Origin of the sequence: Yersinia hibernica, assembly GCF_004124235.1 — a bacterium.
In the GTDB taxonomy this organism is placed as follows: Bacteria; Pseudomonadota; Gammaproteobacteria; order Enterobacterales; family Enterobacteriaceae; genus Yersinia; species Yersinia hibernica.
Map to the genome: position 1 here is coordinate 161,417 of NZ_CP032487.1, position 20,626 is coordinate 182,042.

Here is a 20,626-nt window from a genome sequence, read left to right on the forward strand (position 1 = left end):
GAGTTATCTCATGGGAAACAGGAGCCTATCTATGCCGCAAAGGCCGCGTAAAGTTAAATGGGTCTTGCCAAAAGGAGCCACTCAGTTTGCTGCTCTGGCGGTCATTTTATTGATTGATAGCTTAGTCGCTCCACACTTTTTCTCCATTCATATTCAGGATGGACGGCTATTTGGCAGTGTCATTGATATCTTAAACCGGGGTGCACCCGTTGCTTTATTAGCTCTGGGAATGACATTAGTGATTGCAACCGGGGGCATTGATTTATCTGTTGGGGCGGTAATGGCAATCGCCGGTGCCACGGCGGCGACCCTGACCAGCGCAGGGTATCCTTTTTTCACGGTATTGGTTGCAGCGCTTGCCGTTGGGGCACTGTGCGGGTTGTGGAACGGTTTTTTAGTTGCGGTGTTACAGATTCAACCGATTGTCGCCACATTGATGTTAATGGTTGCCGGGCGAGGTATAGCTCAGCTTATTACACAAGGGCAGATTGTCACATTTGATAGCGGTGGGTTGGCTGAGTTAGGCAGCAGCACGTTGATGTATATGCCAATGTCTGTCGTCATAGCATTCAGCATGCTGATTATTGTGTGGTTATTGACGCGCAAAACAGCATTAGGGCTATTTATTGAGTCAGTTGGTATCAACTTGCGCTCCGCGCGCAATGCGGGGGTAAGTACCCGGCTGGTGCTGATTGCGGTGTATGTGATTTGTGGCATCTGTGCCGCGGTGGCGGGCATTATTGTGACGGCCGATATTCGGGGGGCTGATGCTAACAATGCCGGTCTATGGCTGGAGTTGGATGCCATTCTGGCGGTGGTTATTGGCGGCGCATCCTTAATGGGAGGGCGTTTTAATCTTTTACTCTCGGTGATCGGCGCTTTGATTATTCAGGGTATGAATACTGGGATTTTACTTTCAGGTTATCAACCGGAATTTAATCTGGTTCTTAAAGCCATCGTCGTATTAGCCGTATTGGTGGTGCAGTCACCGATGATTTCATTAAGTCATCTCTTCCGGAGGCGAAAATAATGTTAAAGCGTAATATTCCTTTGCTGATGACTATCGCCGTTTTTATTCTGGGCTACGCCTTTTGTCTCAGCCAATTCCCCAGTTTTTCTTCCACCCGTGTTTGGTGTGACTTACTGACTGATAATGCTTTTCTCGGCATTGTTGCTGTCGGGATGACCTTTGTTATCTTATCTGGTGGTATCGATTTATCTGTCGGTTCAGTTATTGCGTTTACTGGCGTATTACTGGCAAAGCTAATCGGAACTTATGGTATTCATCCTATGTATGCGTTTGCTATCGTCTTGGCTATGGGGGCGATGTTTGGCGCATTCATGGGCTGGATTATTGACTCACTGAAGCTGCCAGCATTTATCATCACTCTTGCTGGAATGTTTTTTGTCCGTGGTATGAGCTTTATTGTATCGGAAGAGTCGATTCCCATTAATCACCCACTTTATAGCCAGCTGGCGAATTATGCCTGGAAAGTTCCCGGTGGTGGGCGATTTACCCTACTGGCGCTGATTATGCTATTGGTTGTGGCGTTTGGTATTTTGCTGGCCCATAGAACCCGCTTTGGTCATAACGTCTATGCTATCGGTGGCAACAGTGTGTCAGCCGCCCTAATGGGGGTTCCGGTTAAACAAACCACGATAAAAATCTACATGCTGTCGAGTACCTTGGCAGCCCTATCCGGGATTGTTTTCTCTCTCTACACCTCGGCCGGTTATGCATTGGCGGCCAGTGGGGTTGAGCTAGATGCAATAGCCGCCGTCGTGATTGGTGGCACTTTGCTTACCGGCGGTATTGGCACCGTTTTTGGCACTCTGTTTGGTGTGCTGATTCAAGGCCTTATACAGAGTTACATCACGTTCGATGGCACACTTAGCTCGTGGTGGACCAAGATTGTCATCGGGATCCTACTATTTAGCTTCATTGCTATTCAAAAGGCGATGAGTGCTTTTTATTTAAATCGCCGTGCTCGCTCCTCAACCGCCACCACTTAGTCCTGTATAGCGCTTTGAGCTGCGTTATTCATGGGGGTTTTTAATAGCTGGCGGATTAAGGTTTGTTGGTCACTGTTTTGCAACCAAACGGCATACAGTGGCCGTACTATCGAGGGAATCTCAGTGTTGATAATCAACTCTGGGTACTCTTTTTGCCAATGTTCAGGTAGAAAAGCGCAGCCGCCGGTAGTTTCCAGCAGTTGCCGGGTTAAATGGGCTGAAGTTGTCGTGAGCACTGGCATTTGCTCGCTATTGAGTAGACGATTTTCTTGCTGATGAAAATCTGCCCCCCATTCAAGTTTGATGTATGGCACTTCATTTGCATTTTTATGCTGGGTTTCGTCGTCAATTTCCGCTGATAGCGACAGGGGAATTGAAGAGAACAAACGCAATGAAAAATGCCCTAGCAGCAGGCTGGCTAACTCATCCATTTTGGGGGGCTCGGTCGTTATCAATAAATCGAGTTGCCGTTCGTGCAACTGCTTGACCAGCGATTGTCGTAAGGCAATGCGCGCCTCAAGGCGTAATGCCTCTCGTTGTTTATATAACTGTTGCAACCAAGGAGAGAGGTAAGCCTCCCAAAGCGAGGCGGTTGCACCAATCGACAACTCGGTGTGTTGCAGCGAATGTACGACTTCTTTTTTGGCTAGCTGCCAAGTACTCATCAGTGTTTCAGCATAAGGCACCAGCCGTTCACCGGCCGGGGTCAGGCGAATATTATTGCGATGACGAGTGAATAAATTTGCACCTAATTGATTTTCCAACTGACGGATACGAAAACTCACCGCCGACTGCGTTAAGTACAAAGATTCAGCTGCGCGACCAAAGTGGCGAGTTCTACTGACCTCCAAAAAGGTTTTCAGTAATTCGGTATCCACACCCATCTCCAATTTTTTTTGTCGTTAAGATTTAAATGTTTTGTTTTACACGATGTCAAGCCTATCTAATACTCCGCGCCATAAACAGCACGACCATGAGAGAATTAGGAGCGTGTCAGATGGCGGATAGCTTCATCACGACCAATCGTTTTTTTGATAATAAACATTATCCTCGCGGGTTCTCGCGTCACGGCGATTTCACCATTAAAGAGGCGCAATTACTAGAGCGCCACGGTTACGCTTTCAACGAACTTGATCTTGGAAAACGCCAGCCTGCAACGGAAGAAGAACAGCTGTTTGTGGCTGTTTGTCGCGGCGAGCGTGATCCAGTCAGCGCTGAGGAGAAAGTCTGGTCCAAGTATGTGACTCGGACTCGTCGCCCTAAACGCTTCCATACGTTATCTGGCGGTAAACCGCAGATGGACGCAGTGGAAGATTACACGGATAGCGATGACTAATATCTTTTGTTCTTGAAGTCGCAGGCTCTGTAATCACTGACCTGCGACTCTCTCGTTACTCAGGGTATGCTATTGCACTTAGGTATTATGGCTTTTTTGCTCTATTTTAGTTTTTATATCAGGCTTTTGTGTAATTGCAAAAGCAAGCGGTCTATACAACGATAGCTCAGAGCCTCTGAAAGATGATTTTTTTGAATGTTATCTTCCAGAGCCAGATCTGCAATGGTTCGCGCCACCTTCAAAATATGGTGCCAGGCGCGCACTGACAGCCCCAGTTTTAGCAGTGCCTGCTCTAAAAAAACAGCATTCTCAGTGACTAAATAGCAATGCTCAGCTATCTCTTGACTATTCAGCCGTGTGTTTATCTTCCCCGCTCTATCCAATTGTTTTTTTCTAGCTTGTAGCACCCGTTGCCTGACCGTTTTGCTACTCTCCCCCTGAAGTTTCTGTGCCCCTAGCATTCCAGCAGGAAGTAAGGGTACTTCGATCGATAAATCAAATCTGTCCAAAAATGGGCCTGATAATTTTGCTAAATAACGTAAGATTTGTTGTGGCGGTGCCCGATTATGCGTGCCTTGATAATGACCACTGGGGCTGGGGTTCATCGCCGCTATCAACTGTACTCTTGCCGGGAAACAGACTTTTGCGGTTGCGCGGGAAATGATAATTTCACCTGACTCCAGCGGTTCGCGTAGTGAATCCAGAACCCGGCGTTCAAACTCCGGCAGTTCATCCAGAAAAAGTACCCCATTGTGTGCCAGTGATATTTCGCCGGGGCGAGGAATTGACCCTCCGCCAATTAACGCGGCCATCGATGCGCTGTGATGTGGTGCCCGAAAAGCTCGACAGCGCCATTGAACCGGCAGTTCATTGCGGTGCGATAAGCCATTAATAGCTGCAGCCTCAAGGGCTTCTTGATCCGTCAGCGGTGGCAATAACCCCGTGAGCCGATTCGCCAGCATAGTTTTGCCCGTACCTGGCGGCCCGAGCAACAGCAAATTATGCCCACCGGCAGCAGCTATCTCCAGAGCACGTTTGGCTTGTGATTGGCCGATGATATCTTGCAGGTCAAGACTGTCATCCCAATCTGCAATAGCACTCAGGCGTTGGCCTTGAGCAAGCGTATTCTCACCTTGTAAAAAGCCACATACTGCTAATAAGTGGTCTGCGACCCAGCTGTCATTTTGTGCAATTAACCCAATCTCCGCACTGTTTTCTGACGGCAAAATTAATTGCCGCTGGGCTTGGCTGCTGGCGAGCGCTGCTGGAATTGCGCCGCTAACGCGCCTTAGCGCCCCTGATAGGGCAAGTTCACCCAAGAACTCATAGTGCGCTAATTTATCCGCAGGAATCTGCTCTGACGCGGCTAATATTGCTAAAGCGATAGGCAGGTCATAACGCCCACCTTCTTTGGGTAAATCTGCCGGCGCAAGACTGACTGTGATCCGTTTGGCTGGATAGGTAAAACCGCTGTTGATTAATGCGCTGCGAACTCTGTCCCGCGCCTCTTTTACCGTCGTTTCCGGTAGCCCCACCAAAATTAACCCTGGTAGCCCGTTGCTGATATGAACTTCAACGGTAACTGAGGGGGCCTGAATACCTAATGTGGCACGGGTGTGAATAGTTGCCAGAGACATGTTGCTTTCCTTTGCTGTCGTGTGTCCTTGATGTTGGGGTGTTACCGCAGAGTGCCTCAAATTTTTTTTTAGCACTTAGAAAAAGCATTGGTTTGCGAAAGCTCACGAGAAGTTTCGCTGCAATGGATGTATCAAAATCAAAAATTGCGATGTAGGGCGCAGAAAAAAGACCTAAGTGTCGATTTGAGTTTTACTGATTGATAAATAATATATTTATTGTGTTTTATTTAGATGCCAACAAAATAATAATTTAAATAAATATTGTCAGATAACTGATAACTGTGGTAACTCTGTAGGTATTCGTTCGACACTAGACAGATGAACAACCTAATTATGAAAGCGATTGTCCAAGTGATTAACCTAGTCCTAATTAGCGTGGTGGTGATTATTATCCCACCGTGCGGGGCTGCACTTGGACGAATAAAGGCATAAAAATCAAGCCTTAATCTCAAGAGAACCCCCGCACCGAAAGGTCCGGGGGTTTTTTTATCGGTACGTTACAAGACGTGAGGAACATAAAATGTACAACAGAATAAAATCCTGCTCCTCCCGCAAAAGGTCGGGGAAATAACTATGAATGGTGCTCAGTGGGTGGTTCAAGCGTTGCGTGCGCAGGGAGTTGATACGGTATTCGGCTATCCAGGTGGGGCAATAATGCCTGTCTACGATGCTTTGTATGATGGTGGTGTCGAGCATCTGCTCTGCCGCCATGAACAGGGCGCTGCTATTGCCGCTATTGGTTATGCGCGTGCCACCGGTAAAGTCGGGGTGTGTATCGCCACCTCAGGCCCCGGAGCCACTAATCTGATCACCGGTTTGGCTGATGCTTTGCTAGATTCGGTGCCGGTAATCGCCATCACCGGTCAGGTTGGCTCTGCTTTAATCGGCACTGATGCTTTTCAGGAAATTGATGTTCTGGGCCTATCTCTGGCCTGTACCAAACACAGTTTTTTGGTCGAATCACTGGATGCATTGCCGGGTATCATGGCAGAGGCTTTTACTATCGCCACCAGCGGCCGTCCTGGGCCAGTTTTAATCGACATTCCAAAAGATATTCAATTGGCCGTGGGCGAATTGACCCCGCATTTGATGCCAGTTGAAGAGTATCCCGTTGATTCTGCTGCGGAGTTACAACAAGCTTGGGATATGCTGGCAACAGCTAAAAAGCCGATGCTGTATGTCGGTGGTGGTGTTGGGATGGCGCAGGCGGTCGCAGCTTTACGCGAGTTTATTGCGGTCACCGGCATTCCTGCGGTGGCGACATTGAAAGGTTTGGGCGCACCCGACACTGAGCACCCTTGTTATCTGGGCATGTTGGGCATGCACGGCACCAAAGCGGCGAATTTTGCGGTGCAGGACTGTGACTTATTGATAGCTGTGGGTGCGCGTTTTGATGACCGCGTGACTGGCAAGCTGAATACATTCGCTGCGAAAGCCAAAGTTATCCATATGGATATCGACCCGGCAGAGTTGGGTAAATTGCGCCAAGCACACGTCGCGCTGCAAGGGGATTTAAAAGTCTTGTTGCCCGCCTTGCAACAAACGCTGAATATTCAGCCGTGGTGTGATGAGGTTATGGCGTTAAAACAACAGCATAGCTGGCGTTATGACCACCCTGGCCAGGCGATTTATGCCCCATTGCTGCTTAAGCAAATCTCAGAGCGGAAAGCCCCACAAACCGTGGTGACCACCGATGTCGGTCAGCACCAGATGTGGACGGCGCAGCACATGAGCTTTACCCGCCCGGAGAATTTCATCACCTCCAGTGGCTTGGGCACGATGGGTTTTGGCATCCCAGCCGCCGTTGGCGCACAGATGGCCCGCCCAGATGATATGGTTATCTGTGTCTCCGGCGATGGCTCATTCATGATGAATGTGCAGGAATTGGGCACCATAAAACGAAAACAGTTACCGCTGAAAATCGTTTTATTGGATAACCAGCGATTAGGGATGGTTAGGCAGTGGCAACAACTGTTTTTTGATGGACGTTATAGCGAAACCAATCTTTCTGATAACCCCGATTTCATCACTCTGGCCAGTGCTTTCAATATCCCCGGCCAACGTATCACCCGCAAAGACCAAGTCGATGCCGCCCTGGATGCGCTGTTTAACAGCGATGGCCCTTATCTGCTCCAGGTTTCCATCGACGAACTCGAAAACGTTTGGCCGTTAGTGCCGCCAGGCGCAGGCAATGAAACCATGTTGGAGAAAATCTCATGATGCAACATCAGCTCTCTATCCAAGCCCGCTTCCGCCCTGAGATGTTAGAGCGCGTATTGCGAGTGGTGCGGCACCGCGGCTTTCAAGTTTGTGCTATGAATATGTCGCCAATGATTAATGCCGAGAATATTAATATTGAATTGACCGTTGCCAGCGGGCGACCTGTCGATTTACTGTCTTCTCAGCTGAGTAAGCTGATGGATGTCGCCTGCGTCGAGATCCTACAACCTAATACATTACAAATACGCGCCTGATGCGCCACAAGGAAAGAAAAGAATGACGAAGAAAGCTGATTTTATTTGGTTTAACGGTGAAATGACTCCGTGGGCAGAGGCTAAAGTTCACGTAATGTCTCACGCGTTACACTATGGCACGTCAGTCTTCGAAGGTGTTCGTTGCTACGAATCCCATAAGGGGCCGGTCGTTTTCCGTCACCGCGAGCATATGCAGCGCCTGCATGATTCTGCCAAAATTTACCGTATGCCGGTTTCCCAGACGGTTGACGAGCTGATGGAAGCTTGTCGCGAAACACTGCGTAAAAATAATCTGACCAGCGCCTATATTCGCCCATTGGTCTTTATCGGTGATGTCGGTATGGGGGTGAATCCACCCGATGGTTATAAGACGGATGTCATCATTGCCGCCTTCCCGTGGGGGGCTTATTTGGGCGCAGAAGCGCTGGAGCAAGGGATTGATGCCATGGTTTCTTCATGGAACCGTGTTGCGCCGAACACCATTCCAACCGCGGCTAAAGCCGGGGGCAACTATTTGTCTTCCTTACTGGTGGGCAGCGAAGCACGCCGCCACGGTTATCAGGAAGGGATTGCCCTGGATGTTCACGGTTTCCTGTCTGAAGGTGCCGGTGAAAACCTGTTTGAAGTGAAAGATGGCATTCTGTTCACCCCGCCATTTACCTCTTCTGCTCTGCCAGGCATCACGCGCGACGCCATCATCAAACTGGCTAAAGATATGGGGCTGGAAGTCCGTGAGCAGGTGCTTTCGCGTGAATCTCTCTATCTGGCCGATGAAGTCTTTATGTCTGGTACTGCGGCAGAAATTACCCCAGTGCGCAGTGTTGATGGCATTCAGGTTGGCATTGGTAAACGTGGCCCGATCACGGCAAAAATTCAACAAGCATTCTTCGGCCTGTTCACCGGTGAAACGGAAGATAAATACGGCTGGCTGGATCCTATCAATCCATAATAAAAATAGACAGACAGAATCAGCAGGTGGTTCGTTCGCCACCTGTAACACAGAATAACCTGGAGTGAATAGACAATGCCTAAGTACCGTTCCCATACCACCACTCATGGCCGCAATATGGCTGGTGCCCGCGCATTGTGGCGCGCAACCGGTATGACCGATGATGACTTCGGCAAACCGATTATTGCCGTCGTTAACTCATTTACTCAGTTTGTACCGGGCCACGTTCATTTGCGCGACTTAGGCAAGCTGGTAGCAGAGCAAATTGAAGCGTCTGGCGGTGTGGCTAAAGAGTTCAACACTATTGCGGTGGATGATGGGATCGCGATGGGCCACGGCGGCATGCTTTATTCACTGCCTTCCCGTGAGTTGATTGCTGACTCGGTTGAGTACATGGTTAACGCCCACTGTGCCGATGCCATGGTGTGTATCTCTAACTGTGACAAAATTACCCCAGGGATGCTGATGGCGTCTCTGCGTTTGAATATCCCGGTTATCTTTGTTTCCGGCGGCCCGATGGAAGCCGGTAAAACCAAATTATCGGATAAAATCATTAAGTTGGATCTGGTCGATGCCATGATTCAAGGGGCAAACCCCAATGTCAGTGATGCTGACAGCGAGCAAATTGAGCGCTCAGCCTGCCCAACTTGCGGTTCTTGTTCTGGCATGTTTACCGCCAACTCGATGAACTGTTTGAATGAAGCGCTGGGGCTGGCGCTGCCGGGTAATGGTTCATTGCTGGCCACCCATGCAGACCGCAAGCAACTGTTCCTCGATGCGGGCAAGCATATTGTCGCGCTGACCAAACGCTATTACGAACAAGAAGATATCAGCGCGTTGCCACGGAGCATTGCCAATAAAGCGGCATTTGAAAATGCCATGACACTGGATATCGCCATGGGCGGTTCCACCAATACGGTGCTGCATTTGCTGGCGGCGGCGCAGGAGGGGGATATTGATTTTGATATCAGTGATATCGACCGTCTGTCTCGTAAAGTGCCACATTTGTGCAAAGTGGCGCCAAGCACTCAGAAATACCATATGGAAGACGTGCACCGCGCTGGTGGGGTTATCGGTATTTTAGGTGAGTTGGATCGCGCCGGGTTGCTAAATCGCGAGGTGCGCAATGTGTTGGGGCTGAGTTTGCCACAAACGCTGGCTGCTTATGATGTGATGCTGACCGGTGATGAAAAGGTCAAAAGCATGTACGCCGCAGGCCCGGCCGGTATTCGTACCACCAAAGCTTTCTCACAAGATTGCCGTTTCCCATCACTGGATACTGACCGCAAAGAAGGGTGTATCCGCACGCGCGAACATGCTTACAGCCAAGACGGTGGTTTGGCGGTGTTGTATGGCAATCTTTCAGAGAATGGTTCAATCGTCAAAACCGCAGGGGTGGATAAAGACAGCTTAACCTTCCGTGGCCCGGCTAAAGTCTATGAGAGTCAGGATGATGCTGTTGCCGCTATTTTGGGTGGCAAAGTGGTGGCGGCTGATGTGGTTGTTATCCGTTACGAAGGGCCGAAAGGTGGGCCAGGGATGCAGGAAATGCTGTATCCAACCACTTATCTGAAATCGATGGGATTAGGCAAAAGCTGTGCGTTGTTAACCGATGGCCGTTTCTCGGGCGGGACGTCGGGGTTATCCATTGGTCATGCTTCGCCGGAAGCCGCCAGCGGTGGGTTGATTGCACTGGTTCAAGATGGCGACATTATTGATATTGATATTCCCAACCGTGCGATGAAACTGGACGTCAGTGAAGCAGAATTGGCGGCGCGCCGTGAAGCAGAATTGGCGCGCGGTGATGCAGCATGGACACCGAAAGCCCGCGAACGTCAAGTTTCTTATGCGCTGCGCGCTTATGCATTACTGGCGACCAGTGCCGACAAAGGTGCTGTGCGCGACAAAAGTAAGCTGGGAGGCTAATACCCATGGCGGAATCACAACCCTTATCTGCTGCCCCCTGCGGGGCAGAATATCTGCGGGCGATACTGCGCGCGCCGGTGTACGAGGTGGCGCAAGTTACCCCACTGCAAGAGATGGAAAAAATCTCTTCCCGCCTGGCGAATACCATTTTAGTGAAACGCGAAGACCGGCAACCGGTACACAGCTTTAAACTGCGCGGTGCTTACGCGATGTTGGCCGGCCTGACAGCAGAACAAAAAGCCTGCGGTGTAATAACGGCTTCAGCCGGTAATCATGCTCAGGGTGTGGCGTTGTCGGCGCATAAGCTTGGCATCAAAGCGCTTATCGTGATGCCCGTGGCCACCGCGGATATCAAAGTGGATGCGGTGCGTGGTTTTGGTGGCGAGGTGCTGCTATTTGGTGCCAATTTTGATGAAGCCAAAGCCAAAGCTATCGCGCTGTCCCAGCAGCAGGGTTATACCTTTGTGCCGCCGTTTGATCACCCCGCGGTGATTGCTGGGCAAGGAACATTGGCGATGGAGTTACTCCAGCAAGATGCACATCTCGACCGGATATTTGTTCCTGTCGGTGGCGGTGGTCTGGTGGCCGGTGTCGCGGTGCTTATCAAGCAATTGATGCCGCAGATTAAAGTCATTGGTGTCGAGGCGGAAGATTCTGCCTGTTTACGCGCTGCATGGGATGCGGGGAAACCGGTTGATTTAGCCCGTGTCGGATTATTCGCTGAGGGCGTAGCGGTTAAGCGCATTGGCGATGAACCTTTCCGCCTGTGTCAGGAATATCTGGACGAAGTTATCACTGTTGATAGCGATGCCATTTGTGCGGCAGTAAAAGACATATTTGAAGATGTGCGCGCCATTGCCGAGCCTTCCGGTGCGCTGGCGCTGGCCGGGTTGAAAAAATATGTACAGCAGCACAATATTCAAGGCGAGCGCTTGGCTCATGTGCTGTCTGGCGCGAATGTTAACTTCCACGGTTTGCGCTATGTGTCAGAGCGCTGTGAACTTGGCGAACAGCGCGAAGCCTTGCTGGCGGTAACCATTCCGGAGCAAAAAGGCAGTTTCTTGCGTTTTTGTGAGTTGCTGGGCGGGCGTTCAGTCACCGAGTTTAACTACCGTTATGCCGATGCCGATAACGCCTGTATTTTCGTCGGGGTGCGTTTGACGCGCGGTTATGCCGAGCGGGCAGAAATTTTGGCCGAATTGCAGGACAAAGGTTATCAGGTGGTGGATTTGTCTGATGATGAAATGGCCAAGTTGCATGTGCGCTATATGGTCGGTGGGCGGCCCTCCAAACCACTGCGCGAGCGGTTGTTCAGCTTTGAATTCCCGGAGTCCCCCGGCGCATTGCTGAAATTCCTGCACACCTTGGGCACGCATTGGAATATTTCTCTGTTCCACTATCGTAGCCATGGTACCGATTTTGGTCGAGTGCTGGCCGCATTTGAATTATCAGCCACTGAACCCCAATTTGAACAGCATCTAACCGCACTGGGCTATGATTGCCACGATGAAACCAATAACCCGGCGTTTAAGTTTTTTTTAGCGGGTTAAATTTTGGTGCGAGTCAAGTGGCTGCTTGAGGATGGCAAACTAAAGCAGCCCCCAAAATGCTTCAATTAGCGGCTCATTGAGCCGTTTTTTTGGTACGCACACTCCCAATTCAAAGGGTTCAACCAGCGAAATATCATCCAATAGCGAAATACGGTTTCGCACCGGCTCCGGGCTGTTATCGACCACCACCGATGGAATTAACGCCACACCACACCCCAGCGCCACCATTGATACTATGGCCTCGTGGCCAGAAACTGTAGCGTAAATCAACGGGTTAGTGATGCGCTGGCGGCGGAACCATAAATCAATACGTTTCCGTGATGGGCCGTGCTCCGGCAGAATAAACGGGATTGTTGCCCAATCCGGTTGCTCCACGGAGATTTGAGATCGCACCGCGCAAGGGAGCGCCGGAGCAATCAATACCAGTGGGATCTCGCCAATTTGGGTAAAGGCCACGCTGGTGGGCAGCACTTCAGGGCGGCCTGCAATCCCCAAATCAGCTTCATTAGATTGCACTTTATCGACCGCATCGGCCGCATCACCGGTAGTGAGTTTGATTTCAACCAGTGGATGGCGGGCGCGAAAGCGATCCAAAATCGGCGGTAAGTGGCTGTAGGCGGCGGTAACTGAACAAAACAGCCGCAGTTCACCACTGAGTGATGGCCCGTGTTGACCTAATGCATGGCGCAATTGCTGATATTGCAGCAAGGTTTGCTGAGCAAAAGCTTTCAACTGCGCGCCAGCATCAGTCAGTTGTACCGTGCGGTTATCGCGTAAAAATAGCGGCTGGCCGATAGTTTCTTCCAGCCGCTGGATCTGGCGCGAAAGAGTGGATGGACTGACGTGCATTGCTTTGGCGGTGCGGCCAAAATGGCGGCTTTCAGCCAAATGAAGGAATAATTTCAGGTCGCGTAAATCCATCACAGACAGCCTCTTGAGTAAGATTACCCAGTGTATTCCATAAGAAATAAAGAGTATTGCAGAATTTGCAATGTCACATTGTTAATATATCAATTTCAGCAATGTGTTTCCTATCATATAGTGAATCCAAGGTCATCCTCGGCACCGCCAGTGGGATGTGATAAAAACAGTAGCAATACACCAACACAATATTCGTTTGCAGTAATAGAAAAATAGCTGCATCCACAAAACAGAACCCGAACGGAGTAATACCATGGCTAACTATTTCAACACATTGAACCTGCGTCAGCAGCTGGCGCAATTAGGTAAGTGTCGCTTTATGGCACGAGATGAATTCGCCGATGAAGCAGGCTACCTGAAAGGGAAAAAAGTGGTGATTGTCGGCTGTGGCGCACAAGGTCTGAACCAAGGCTTGAACATGCGCGACTCCGGTTTGGATGTGGCTTATGCCCTGCGCAAAGAAGCGATTGCGGAAAAGCGCGCTTCATGGCGTAAAGCAACTGAAAATGGTTTTAAAGTAGGCACTTACGAAGAGTTGATTCCACAAGCAGATTTAGTGGTTAACTTGACACCAGACAAACAACACTCCGCGGTTGTTAAAGCTGTTCAGCCACTGATGAAACAAGGCGCGGCACTGGGTTATTCTCATGGTTTCAACATTGTTGAAGTCGGCGAGCAAGTGCGTAAAGACATCACCGTGGTGATGGTTGCGCCGAAATGCCCTGGTACTGAAGTGCGTGAAGAATACAAACGTGGATTTGGTGTACCGACACTGATTGCGGTTCACCCAGAAAACGACCCTAAAGGTGAGGGTATGGCCATTGCCAAGGCTTGGGCGGCGGCGACTGGCGGTCATCGTGCTGGCGTGTTGGAATCCTCTTTCGTGGCTGAAGTTAAATCTGACCTGATGGGTGAGCAAACTATCTTGTGTGGTATGTTGCAGGCCGGTTCACTGCTGTGCTTTGACAAACTGGTTTCTGAAGGCACTGATGCCGCTTATGCTGAAAAACTGATTCAGTTTGGTTGGGAAACTATCACTGAAGCCTTGAAACAAGGCGGGATTACGCTGATGATGGACCGTCTGTCCAACCCAGCTAAACTGCGTGCATATGCCCTGTCTGAGCAATTGAAAGAGATAATGGCACCCCTGTTCCAGAAACATATGGATGACATTATCTCTGGTGCATTCTCCAGCGGAATGATGGCTGACTGGGCTGAAGATGACGTTAAATTGCTGAACTGGCGTGAAGAGACCGGCAAAACAGCATTTGAGAATGCGCCGCAGTATGAAGGCAAAATCTCTGAACAAGAATATTTCGACCACGGCGTGTTGATGATTGCCATGGTGAAAGCCGGGGTTGAGTTGGCATTCGAAACAATGGTTGATTCTGGTATCATCGAAGAATCCGCTTATTACGAATCTCTGCATGAATTGCCATTGATCGCCAATACTATCGCGCGTAAGCGCCTGTATGAAATGAACGTGGTTATTTCTGATACCGCAGAATACGGTAACTATCTATTCGCTAATGCAGCCGTACCATTGCTGAAAGGCAAGTTTATGGATTCTCTGCAAGCGGGTGATTTGGGTAAGAGCATTGCCGGTACCGCAGTCGATAATGCCCAGTTGCGCGATGTCAACGAAGCTATTCGTAATCACCCAATCGAAGCTGTAGGCCATAAGCTGCGTGGCTATATGACTGATATGAAACGCATTTCTGTTGCGGGTTAATACCAACTCTAGTTTGTGATTTCATACTAAACCTCTCTGCCAAGGGAGGTTTTTTTTATCTGAATGACTGCTATTCCACTGCAAAAAATTTATTAAAATAATGCTACCACGGCCCGAAAAAACTCTTGTAAGGTGCTAATCGTGGTTTAACATATCGCAGAAAAACTCAATATATAAACTATATTAATCACAATATTCTTATGAGGATAATAAAGCACCTCGCTAATTAGCGGGGGTGTTTTTGTTTGTGGGTATTGCAAAGCTTAATAATAAAACCAATCACATTTAAATAATATTAAGGAGGTGAAGAAGATAAATATATTTATCAGGAAATATTCTCGTTAATTATAAAAATTAAATAAGGAAATAAAGTATGGGAAAGGGACATAGTAATGTATCGGGTCACGGTAGCCGTGGCCCAACCGGAGGCGTTAAAGGTGGGGCTACTGGGTTCGGTGGCGGGAATCCTAATAGTGGCAATGGCTGGGGAGTTTCGCAAACACCCTACGGCCCAATTCACAACTACAATCCGAGTAAATTTAGTCATGGTAGTCAAGGAGGCAGAAATCGTGGTGGAATTCAAGGTAACAAGGCGACTGCTGCGAATCTTGCACAAAATCCAGAAATACAGACCTATATGGCAGTGGGCGGTATGCCAGCTGTCATCACCTTAATAGATGGAAATTGGGGAGTCACCTTAAGCCGGCTTCCTGCCGTGGCGGCATATGTCGAGGGCCATTTAGCCCGAGTGGGATCATGGTTAATGCGCAGCAGCCCAGTAGGTGTTGCTGTTTTGGGCATGATGCCGTCAAGTATAGCGCCTGACCCGCCGATGGGGCAGTTCTTTACCACCCCGACACTTCCCGCCGACAGAGTGACAAATATACCGAAAGAAACCTTAAAGACAGTCACTGATGTTGCGGTCAATATTCGGGTCCGTGATGTGACAGAAGACGGAGTGCAGAAAGTTTTTCTGATTAAATCTCCGATAGCAATACAACAAGTCCCTGTCATTAAGGCGGTTACCACGACCAGACCCAATGTCTTTATCGCGGCGGTTCCTGGTATCACATCGATACATGTTCGCGTAACCGATACTGTTACGCCCATAGATGTATCAGCGGTAAAACAGCTGGCAGCAAAACCCAACATAAATCCGATTGAGAATGCTGATATTCAGGTGTTAATACTTCTGTAGGCCGAAATACTCATGATGCCATCATTGTTTTCCCCGACAGCACTGAAATCGAACCTCTGTATCTCTCTGTCATTCGCATAATCAATAATGATGAACTAATGCAGGAAGCGCGCAGGACCTATGAAATAGCGCGGAGTGAACGGGAAGCTGCTGAGAGGGATGCCGCGAAACCATTTCATTCAGTGCCAGGCGCATTGAAGCTAAAGAATACGCTGCTTGAGAAACAAGTTACAGAAACAGTAGTGCACATCACATTGCTTGAAAGCAACATTACTTATTGAAACAAGCAGAGGCGCAGCTATGGCAGCAACGTGAGGCGCTGAGGTGGCATAACGGCAGGCAGACATGTATGCACAAGAATAAACGGCGTGAGTTAGAGGTATCAGCTCTCGCTAAACAAGGGGAGATGAATACATTAAATCAGGGAATTGCTGAACTAAAAGCCAAATATGAAACGCTACTCGTGCTGCAACGTGATCTTGAAGTAGTGAAAACCGCAGAGCAAAAGCGCATTGAAGATATACGATTGGCAGCAGAAGCAGCAGAAAGACAACGTGTTGAAGATGCCCGGCTGGCAGCAGAAGCAGCTGATGACCTGGCCAGACAGCAGGCTGTCACTCGTCAAAATACTTTCTCCTTTCGCGCTCACCCTATAGGGATCCTACCTCTACCCAGTTTTGCGGCGGGCGAAATGAGTTCTGTCACCTTGAGTTCTCAGGTTGCTACTCAGTTAGGTGCTTCATTACGGCGAGTATCAGAGCAATTTCGCAGCATTGGCACTCCTCCATCTGCCGAGTCACAGGCTGCCATTATTGGTGTCGGCAGCTCTCTAGCTGATGATGGAGCGGCGTCGGAGCAACCGCTATTAGCCGGTAGTTTCCCTCTCAGTGATATTGGGATATTCCTTGGAACCGCGTTATCGCAGCAAGCTGAGGTAGATTTACCTGTCAGGATTTTAATGGCGGACAAGGATGATCACACCCGTATTTATGCCGTCAAAACTGACACTGTGAATGTTGCCACCAAGGTTAAAGCAGGTGAAGCGCAATTTGATAAGTCAAAAAATGTTTATATTTTCACCACTGATAGCCAGCCGCCACGTACTTTTATCTTTACTCCGGCGCAGCCGCCCGGTATAGAAACCGGTTCGATATTACCGCCCCCAGCCAGTGTACCTGTCTTCCCGCAGCATACAGGAACGGATATCTGGTTACTGGTAACCAAGCCAGAGATGATATTTTTGGCGCTAGAAGAGGGTGATTTCCACGATTACATCATTTGGTTCCCGGCAGATTCTGGGCTGGAACCGGTGTATGTTTATCTTAAAACGCCGCGGGATGAACCGGGAATAGCCACCGGTCATGGGCAGCGAATTTCAGGGATTTGGCTGGCAGAGGCAGGTAAGGGGCTGGGAGCTCCCATCCCAGTACAGATTGCCGATAAATTACGTGGCAGGGAGTTCAGTAGTTTTGATAGATTTAGAGAAGCGTTTTGGCAGGAGGTTGCCAATGACCCTGAACTGTATGGGCAGTTTTCACCTTTGAACCAGAAGAGAATGAAACGCGGTTATGCTCCATATCCAATACCAATCGAACAGGTAGGAGGACGAGAGAAGTTTGAGCTTCATCATGTGAAACCTCTCAGTAAAAATGGTGCCGTTTATGATATTGAAAATATAAGAGTAATGACACCCAAAAGACATTTAAGTATTCACTCAAAAAATGGAGGTGAGTAATGGAATTAAAGAATAGTATAACTGAATATACTGAAAGTGAGTTTTTGGAACTTCTAAATAAAATTTGGGCTGTAGATGTTTCTGAAAATGAACATGATGCTCTTATTCATCATTTTGTAATGCTCACTGAGCATCCTCAAGGGAACGGAGTACTATTTTATCCCGAGTCCGGAGTTGATAATAGCCCAGAAGGTATTCTTGATTTCATTAAGAAATGGCGAGCGGAGAATGGCAAGCCCGGATTTAAAGAATAAACCAGATCGCTAAAAAATAATATAAGCTGATTTTATTTTGGTTTACATCATCTTAATTTATTATTCTATAAATAATATGTTAATTACGCCAAGAAAAATCCATAAATTCGGGTTGAGGTGTATTGATTTTTATGTCTACATGCAGATTTATTAAATTAAGACTACCTCGGCCCGAAAAAACTCTTGTAAGGTATTAATCTTGGTTAACACATTATAACTCAATATTATTAATATAAATTTCTGTAACTTCCTATAATTCTCTATAACTTATAAATAGACCTCACTAATTAGTGAGGTTTTTTTATGAGTAATATTAATAAAATAAATAAGAAGACGTTCAAATGCAAAAAGGAGATTATTAATGAGTGACATTCAAACTGTTTTGACTCGTTGGGGCGTATGGGCTAAAGATCACTCCCATTTGGATTATCCCCATATTGCTAGCGGATTTAAGGGGGCGGTAACAAGAAATAAGTCAGTTGGCTCTTGCTGCGATAATGATGGTTTGGTCATTGATAAAGTAATAGGGAATCTACAGCGGGCCTCGCGAGAAAAAGAATTAGAGCTTATCCTCCGTCATTATGTTTACGGGCAATCGAAAGCTTCTATTGCCCGATTAAAAAAGTGTAATGAACGGGAAATTAGGCGTCAGTTACAAGTTGCTGAAAGTTTTATTGAGGGCTGCATAACACAATCGGATATTTTATTGGAAATGCAATGAATTAATGTATTTTCTAAATTTAAATTAATGACAATTAAACAGAGCCATGGGCAGACTCTGTCTTTCGGCTAAAACCTCAACCACCTTATTCATCGCCGTCCTTTATTTTAGCCCACGGCTAAAAGCCTTGCGGTTACCTAAATCATCAATTAAGACAAAATTGACCGTTTTGCTGTCTGCTGTTGGGACTCGATTGAGGGGAAAGTCCAGCTTGGAAAAAGGGGCGACCATATCCGGCAATCCTTCAGCCGAACCCAATGTCAGAGCGGAGATTGAGGCATAATAAGGTGTAGGATTATCCACTTTAACCACGGCGGTATTGCCGTTACGTTCTAAGACAAAAGTTAATGCCTTGCTGACGGTGTCCGCCGGTGCGGGCAAATTTTTCGGGCGATAAAATACTTTGTATTGCATGCGCAAAGCCAGTGTGACGGAAGATTCATCATCAGCTTTAGTGGTGGCTTTAGGCGGGATTTCGTAAACATTGAGCCAGAAGGCAGATTCTCTATCCAGCGGCAATTTACTGGCACCAGATAAAATCAAACGCAAGCTGCGTTGAGCTTGTGGCTGCAACCGAAACAATGGCGGCAATACTAATACTGGCGAGATTGCTTTCTCCGGTGTGGCCATCAAATCGCCATCATCCACCCACACCTGCACTGCCACCGGGTAGTCATTGCTATTAACCAGTTGCAGTGATTCTTCAGTGCTACCATCACTGAAGAGAATACGAGTTTTCTCGGCCACCACACTTGCCATGGCCGGGACACTACAGGTCATGATGAGTAATAATAGCAACCCACTGATTTTGCTTTTAAAATGCAGATTATTGCACCCGGATAACCACTTGCGCATGCGCATTCACAGCTCCTGCTGTCACAGTTTGCCCGCTGATTTTGCTTAACTCAGCCCGAAAGTTCTCAGTGTAACTATTCCCCCCACTTACCGTGCCGGTGAGTTCTTGAGCCCCTTGGAAGATGCCATACCAGCCTCCGTTATTACCGGTTTGAGTGACATTTTTTGATAGCAAGTAAATTGGGCTGTTATTGCGGTAGATTCGGATCCCCACGCCGCTGGCCATTCCGGCAGCGCCATAATTATCTGAAACTAAATGACTAATACCGCCACTGCCATTCATTAATCCCAAAGCCTGTGCTTTAGCGGCGTTGGCTGCTGGCACCAAAAAGCCCATCGCCACCGCACCGGCATTGACGCCGGAGGTAATACCGGTCTGGCACTGGAAATCCACACTGAACTCAGCCGAGCTACTACTGCCGCTGTTCAGTTCTGCCACAGAAATTCTGGGTAATATCACCGTTGGGGTAAAATTGGTGACCGCGCAAATGGTGGTTCGGCGGAAAGTCACATAGTTATATAACCCAATAGAGGCCGGCCAGGTGGTATACCAGCCGGGCCAATTTGATACTGAGTCAGTTCCCTCAATCGGGCCGCTAATGCCCGGCCCTTTAAAGGCGATATAAGCATTGGGCTGAGTATAGGCATAGGTATAAGATGCTGCGTTGTTAGTACCCGCGCGGGCATAATCAATACGAAATAGCTCGGTATACAGATTACTGAAATTCTTAGCTTTGACCAAAATACGGCCAGTGCTGTCAGTATCCAATCCGGTTAAACGGCGTCCTTTCCATAAGCGTGAGTAATACTCGCCAGTGGATAGATTTGTAAGCCTGATAACCACATTGCGGACATAAGTCGCAAAGCCGGAGGGAACATTGCCAGCAATCGCGCCATCTTCATTTTTACCACCATAGTCATTGTCCCCATTAGTGGCATACATTTCAAAGAGTTGGTCAACATCAGCTGCGGCACAGCGGAATAGCACGCGGTCCGGGTCATAGCCGGTATTCAGGGCAAAAGTGGTAAAGTCAGATGTCGCTGCGGCTAATAATGTTCCGTCAGGTTGGAAGTTAGCCGCAGTGCTGAGGTCGATCACACCCGGTAAGCCGAGTGACCCATTATTATTATCCAGAGAACCAGACCACGCGCTGGCCGTACCATCACCGGCACTCAGCTGACTTTGCGCGGTAATTCGGGTACAAGCCGACCATGCTGAGGTACTAAATAACCCGATCAGCAGCATCGTTCCCGCCACAATATATGGGCGACGGGAATGAACAGGCATTGTTGGCCGTGAGACTTCACAAGATATTAACTGCTCT

19 protein-coding genes and 1 pseudogene are annotated in these 20,626 nt (G+C 48.4%); 15 read left to right on the forward strand and 5 right to left on the reverse strand.

Annotated features, from left to right (window positions below):
* Positions 1 to 10: 10 nt before the first annotated feature.
* Together ytfT and yjfF are read left to right on the forward strand one after the other, a co-directional pair.
* Positions 11 to 1,030, forward strand: a complete 1,020-nt coding sequence (ytfT, locus tag D5F51_RS00760) for a galactofuranose ABC transporter, ATP-binding protein YtfT (RefSeq protein ID WP_129195342.1) — start codon at positions 11 to 13, stop codon at positions 1,028 to 1,030.
* A pseudogene (gene yjfF / locus D5F51_RS00765) lies at positions 1,030 to 2,023 on the forward strand (galactofuranose ABC transporter, permease protein YjfF). Before ytfT ends, yjfF begins: the two are co-directional and overlap by 1 nt.
* On the opposite strand, the gene hdfR reads toward yjfF, so the two are convergent.
* On the reverse strand, positions 2,010 to 2,891 hold the full coding sequence (gene hdfR, locus D5F51_RS00770; protein ID WP_129195344.1) for an HTH-type transcriptional regulator HdfR: 882 nt from the start codon (positions 2,889 to 2,891) through the stop codon (positions 2,010 to 2,012). The pseudogene yjfF and the gene hdfR sit on opposite strands and share 14 nt — an antisense overlap.
* 119 nt (positions 2,892 to 3,010) lie before the next feature.
* On the opposite strand from hdfR, the gene D5F51_RS00775 reads away from it, so the two are divergent.
* On the forward strand, positions 3,011 to 3,349 hold the full coding sequence (locus tag D5F51_RS00775) for a MaoP family protein (RefSeq protein WP_025379952.1): 339 nt from the start codon (positions 3,011 to 3,013) through the stop codon (positions 3,347 to 3,349).
* A 113-nt stretch (positions 3,350 to 3,462) separates the two neighbouring features.
* On the opposite strand, the gene D5F51_RS00780 is transcribed toward D5F51_RS00775, so the two are convergent.
* A complete protein-coding gene (locus D5F51_RS00780) occupies positions 3,463 to 4,986 on the reverse strand; it encodes a YifB family Mg chelatase-like AAA ATPase (RefSeq protein ID WP_129195345.1) in 1,524 nt (507 codons plus the stop codon).
* A gap of 333 nt (positions 4,987 to 5,319) precedes the next feature.
* On the opposite strand from D5F51_RS00780, the gene ilvL reads away from it, so the two are divergent.
* The 6 genes from ilvL (at position 5,320) to ilvA (ending at position 11,885) form a co-directional block, all read left to right on the forward strand.
* Entirely contained in the window at positions 5,320 to 5,418 is a 99-nt protein-coding gene (gene ilvL / locus D5F51_RS00785) for an ilv operon leader peptide (RefSeq protein WP_071817873.1), read from the forward strand.
* Positions 5,419 to 5,559: 141 nt separating this feature from the next.
* Positions 5,560 to 7,206, forward strand: a complete 1,647-nt coding sequence (ilvG, locus tag D5F51_RS00790; RefSeq protein ID WP_025379944.1) for an acetolactate synthase 2 catalytic subunit — start codon at positions 5,560 to 5,562, stop codon at positions 7,204 to 7,206.
* Positions 7,203 to 7,460, forward strand: coding sequence for an acetolactate synthase 2 small subunit (gene ilvM, locus D5F51_RS00795; RefSeq protein ID WP_025379943.1), 258 nt, complete (start codon positions 7,203 to 7,205; stop codon positions 7,458 to 7,460). Before ilvG ends, ilvM begins: the two co-directional genes overlap by 4 nt.
* A gap of 22 nt (positions 7,461 to 7,482) precedes the next feature.
* Positions 7,483 to 8,409 (forward strand): branched-chain amino acid transaminase, encoded by a 927-nt coding sequence (locus D5F51_RS00800; RefSeq protein ID WP_025379942.1) that lies wholly within the window; start codon positions 7,483 to 7,485, stop codon positions 8,407 to 8,409.
* Between the two features lie 75 nt (positions 8,410 to 8,484).
* Positions 8,485 to 10,335, forward strand: a complete 1,851-nt coding sequence (ilvD, locus tag D5F51_RS00805; protein ID WP_129195346.1) for a dihydroxy-acid dehydratase — start codon at positions 8,485 to 8,487, stop codon at positions 10,333 to 10,335.
* Positions 10,336 to 10,340: 5 nt separating this feature from the next.
* Positions 10,341 to 11,885 (forward strand): threonine ammonia-lyase, biosynthetic, encoded by a 1,545-nt coding sequence (gene ilvA, locus D5F51_RS00810; protein ID WP_129195347.1) that lies wholly within the window; start codon positions 10,341 to 10,343, stop codon positions 11,883 to 11,885.
* Between the two features lie 39 nt (positions 11,886 to 11,924).
* On the opposite strand, the gene ilvY is transcribed toward ilvA, so the two are convergent.
* Positions 11,925 to 12,806, reverse strand: coding sequence for an HTH-type transcriptional activator IlvY (gene ilvY, locus D5F51_RS00815; protein WP_129199105.1), 882 nt, complete (start codon positions 12,804 to 12,806; stop codon positions 11,925 to 11,927).
* 253 nt (positions 12,807 to 13,059) lie between these two features.
* On the opposite strand from ilvY, the gene ilvC reads away from it, so the two are divergent.
* The 6 genes from ilvC (at position 13,060) to D5F51_RS00835 (ending at position 18,446) form a co-directional block, all read left to right on the forward strand.
* A complete protein-coding gene (ilvC, locus tag D5F51_RS00820; RefSeq protein WP_129195348.1) occupies positions 13,060 to 14,538 on the forward strand; it encodes a ketol-acid reductoisomerase in 1,479 nt (492 codons plus the stop codon).
* Positions 14,539 to 14,911: 373 nt separating this feature from the next.
* Entirely contained in the window at positions 14,912 to 15,736 is an 825-nt protein-coding gene (locus D5F51_RS22545) for a colicin-like bacteriocin tRNase domain-containing protein (RefSeq protein WP_167480510.1), read from the forward strand.
* Between the two features lie 47 nt (positions 15,737 to 15,783).
* Positions 15,784 to 16,017 (forward strand): hypothetical protein, encoded by a 234-nt coding sequence (locus tag D5F51_RS22860; protein ID WP_342770929.1) that lies wholly within the window; start codon positions 15,784 to 15,786, stop codon positions 16,015 to 16,017.
* Between the two features lie 68 nt (positions 16,018 to 16,085).
* Positions 16,086 to 17,471, forward strand: a complete 1,386-nt coding sequence (locus D5F51_RS22555; RefSeq protein ID WP_167480512.1) for an S-type pyocin domain-containing protein — start codon at positions 16,086 to 16,088, stop codon at positions 17,469 to 17,471.
* A complete protein-coding gene (locus D5F51_RS00830; RefSeq protein ID WP_129195349.1) occupies positions 17,471 to 17,725 on the forward strand; it encodes a bacteriocin immunity protein in 255 nt (84 codons plus the stop codon). Before D5F51_RS22555 ends, D5F51_RS00830 begins: the two co-directional genes overlap by 1 nt.
* 361 nt (positions 17,726 to 18,086) lie before the next feature.
* On the forward strand, positions 18,087 to 18,446 hold the full coding sequence (locus D5F51_RS00835) for an antiterminator Q family protein (RefSeq protein ID WP_129195350.1): 360 nt from the start codon (positions 18,087 to 18,089) through the stop codon (positions 18,444 to 18,446).
* Positions 18,447 to 18,548: 102 nt separating this feature from the next.
* On the opposite strand, the gene D5F51_RS00840 is transcribed toward D5F51_RS00835, so the two are convergent.
* On the reverse strand, positions 18,549 to 19,307 hold the full coding sequence (locus tag D5F51_RS00840) for a fimbrial biogenesis chaperone (RefSeq protein WP_129195351.1): 759 nt from the start codon (positions 19,305 to 19,307) through the stop codon (positions 18,549 to 18,551).
* Positions 19,273 to 20,589, reverse strand: coding sequence for a fimbrial usher protein StbD (gene stbD / locus D5F51_RS00845; protein WP_186368160.1), 1,317 nt, complete (start codon positions 20,587 to 20,589; stop codon positions 19,273 to 19,275). The genes D5F51_RS00840 and stbD overlap by 35 nt, the downstream gene beginning before the upstream one ends.
* Positions 20,590 to 20,626: the final 37 nt, after the last annotated feature.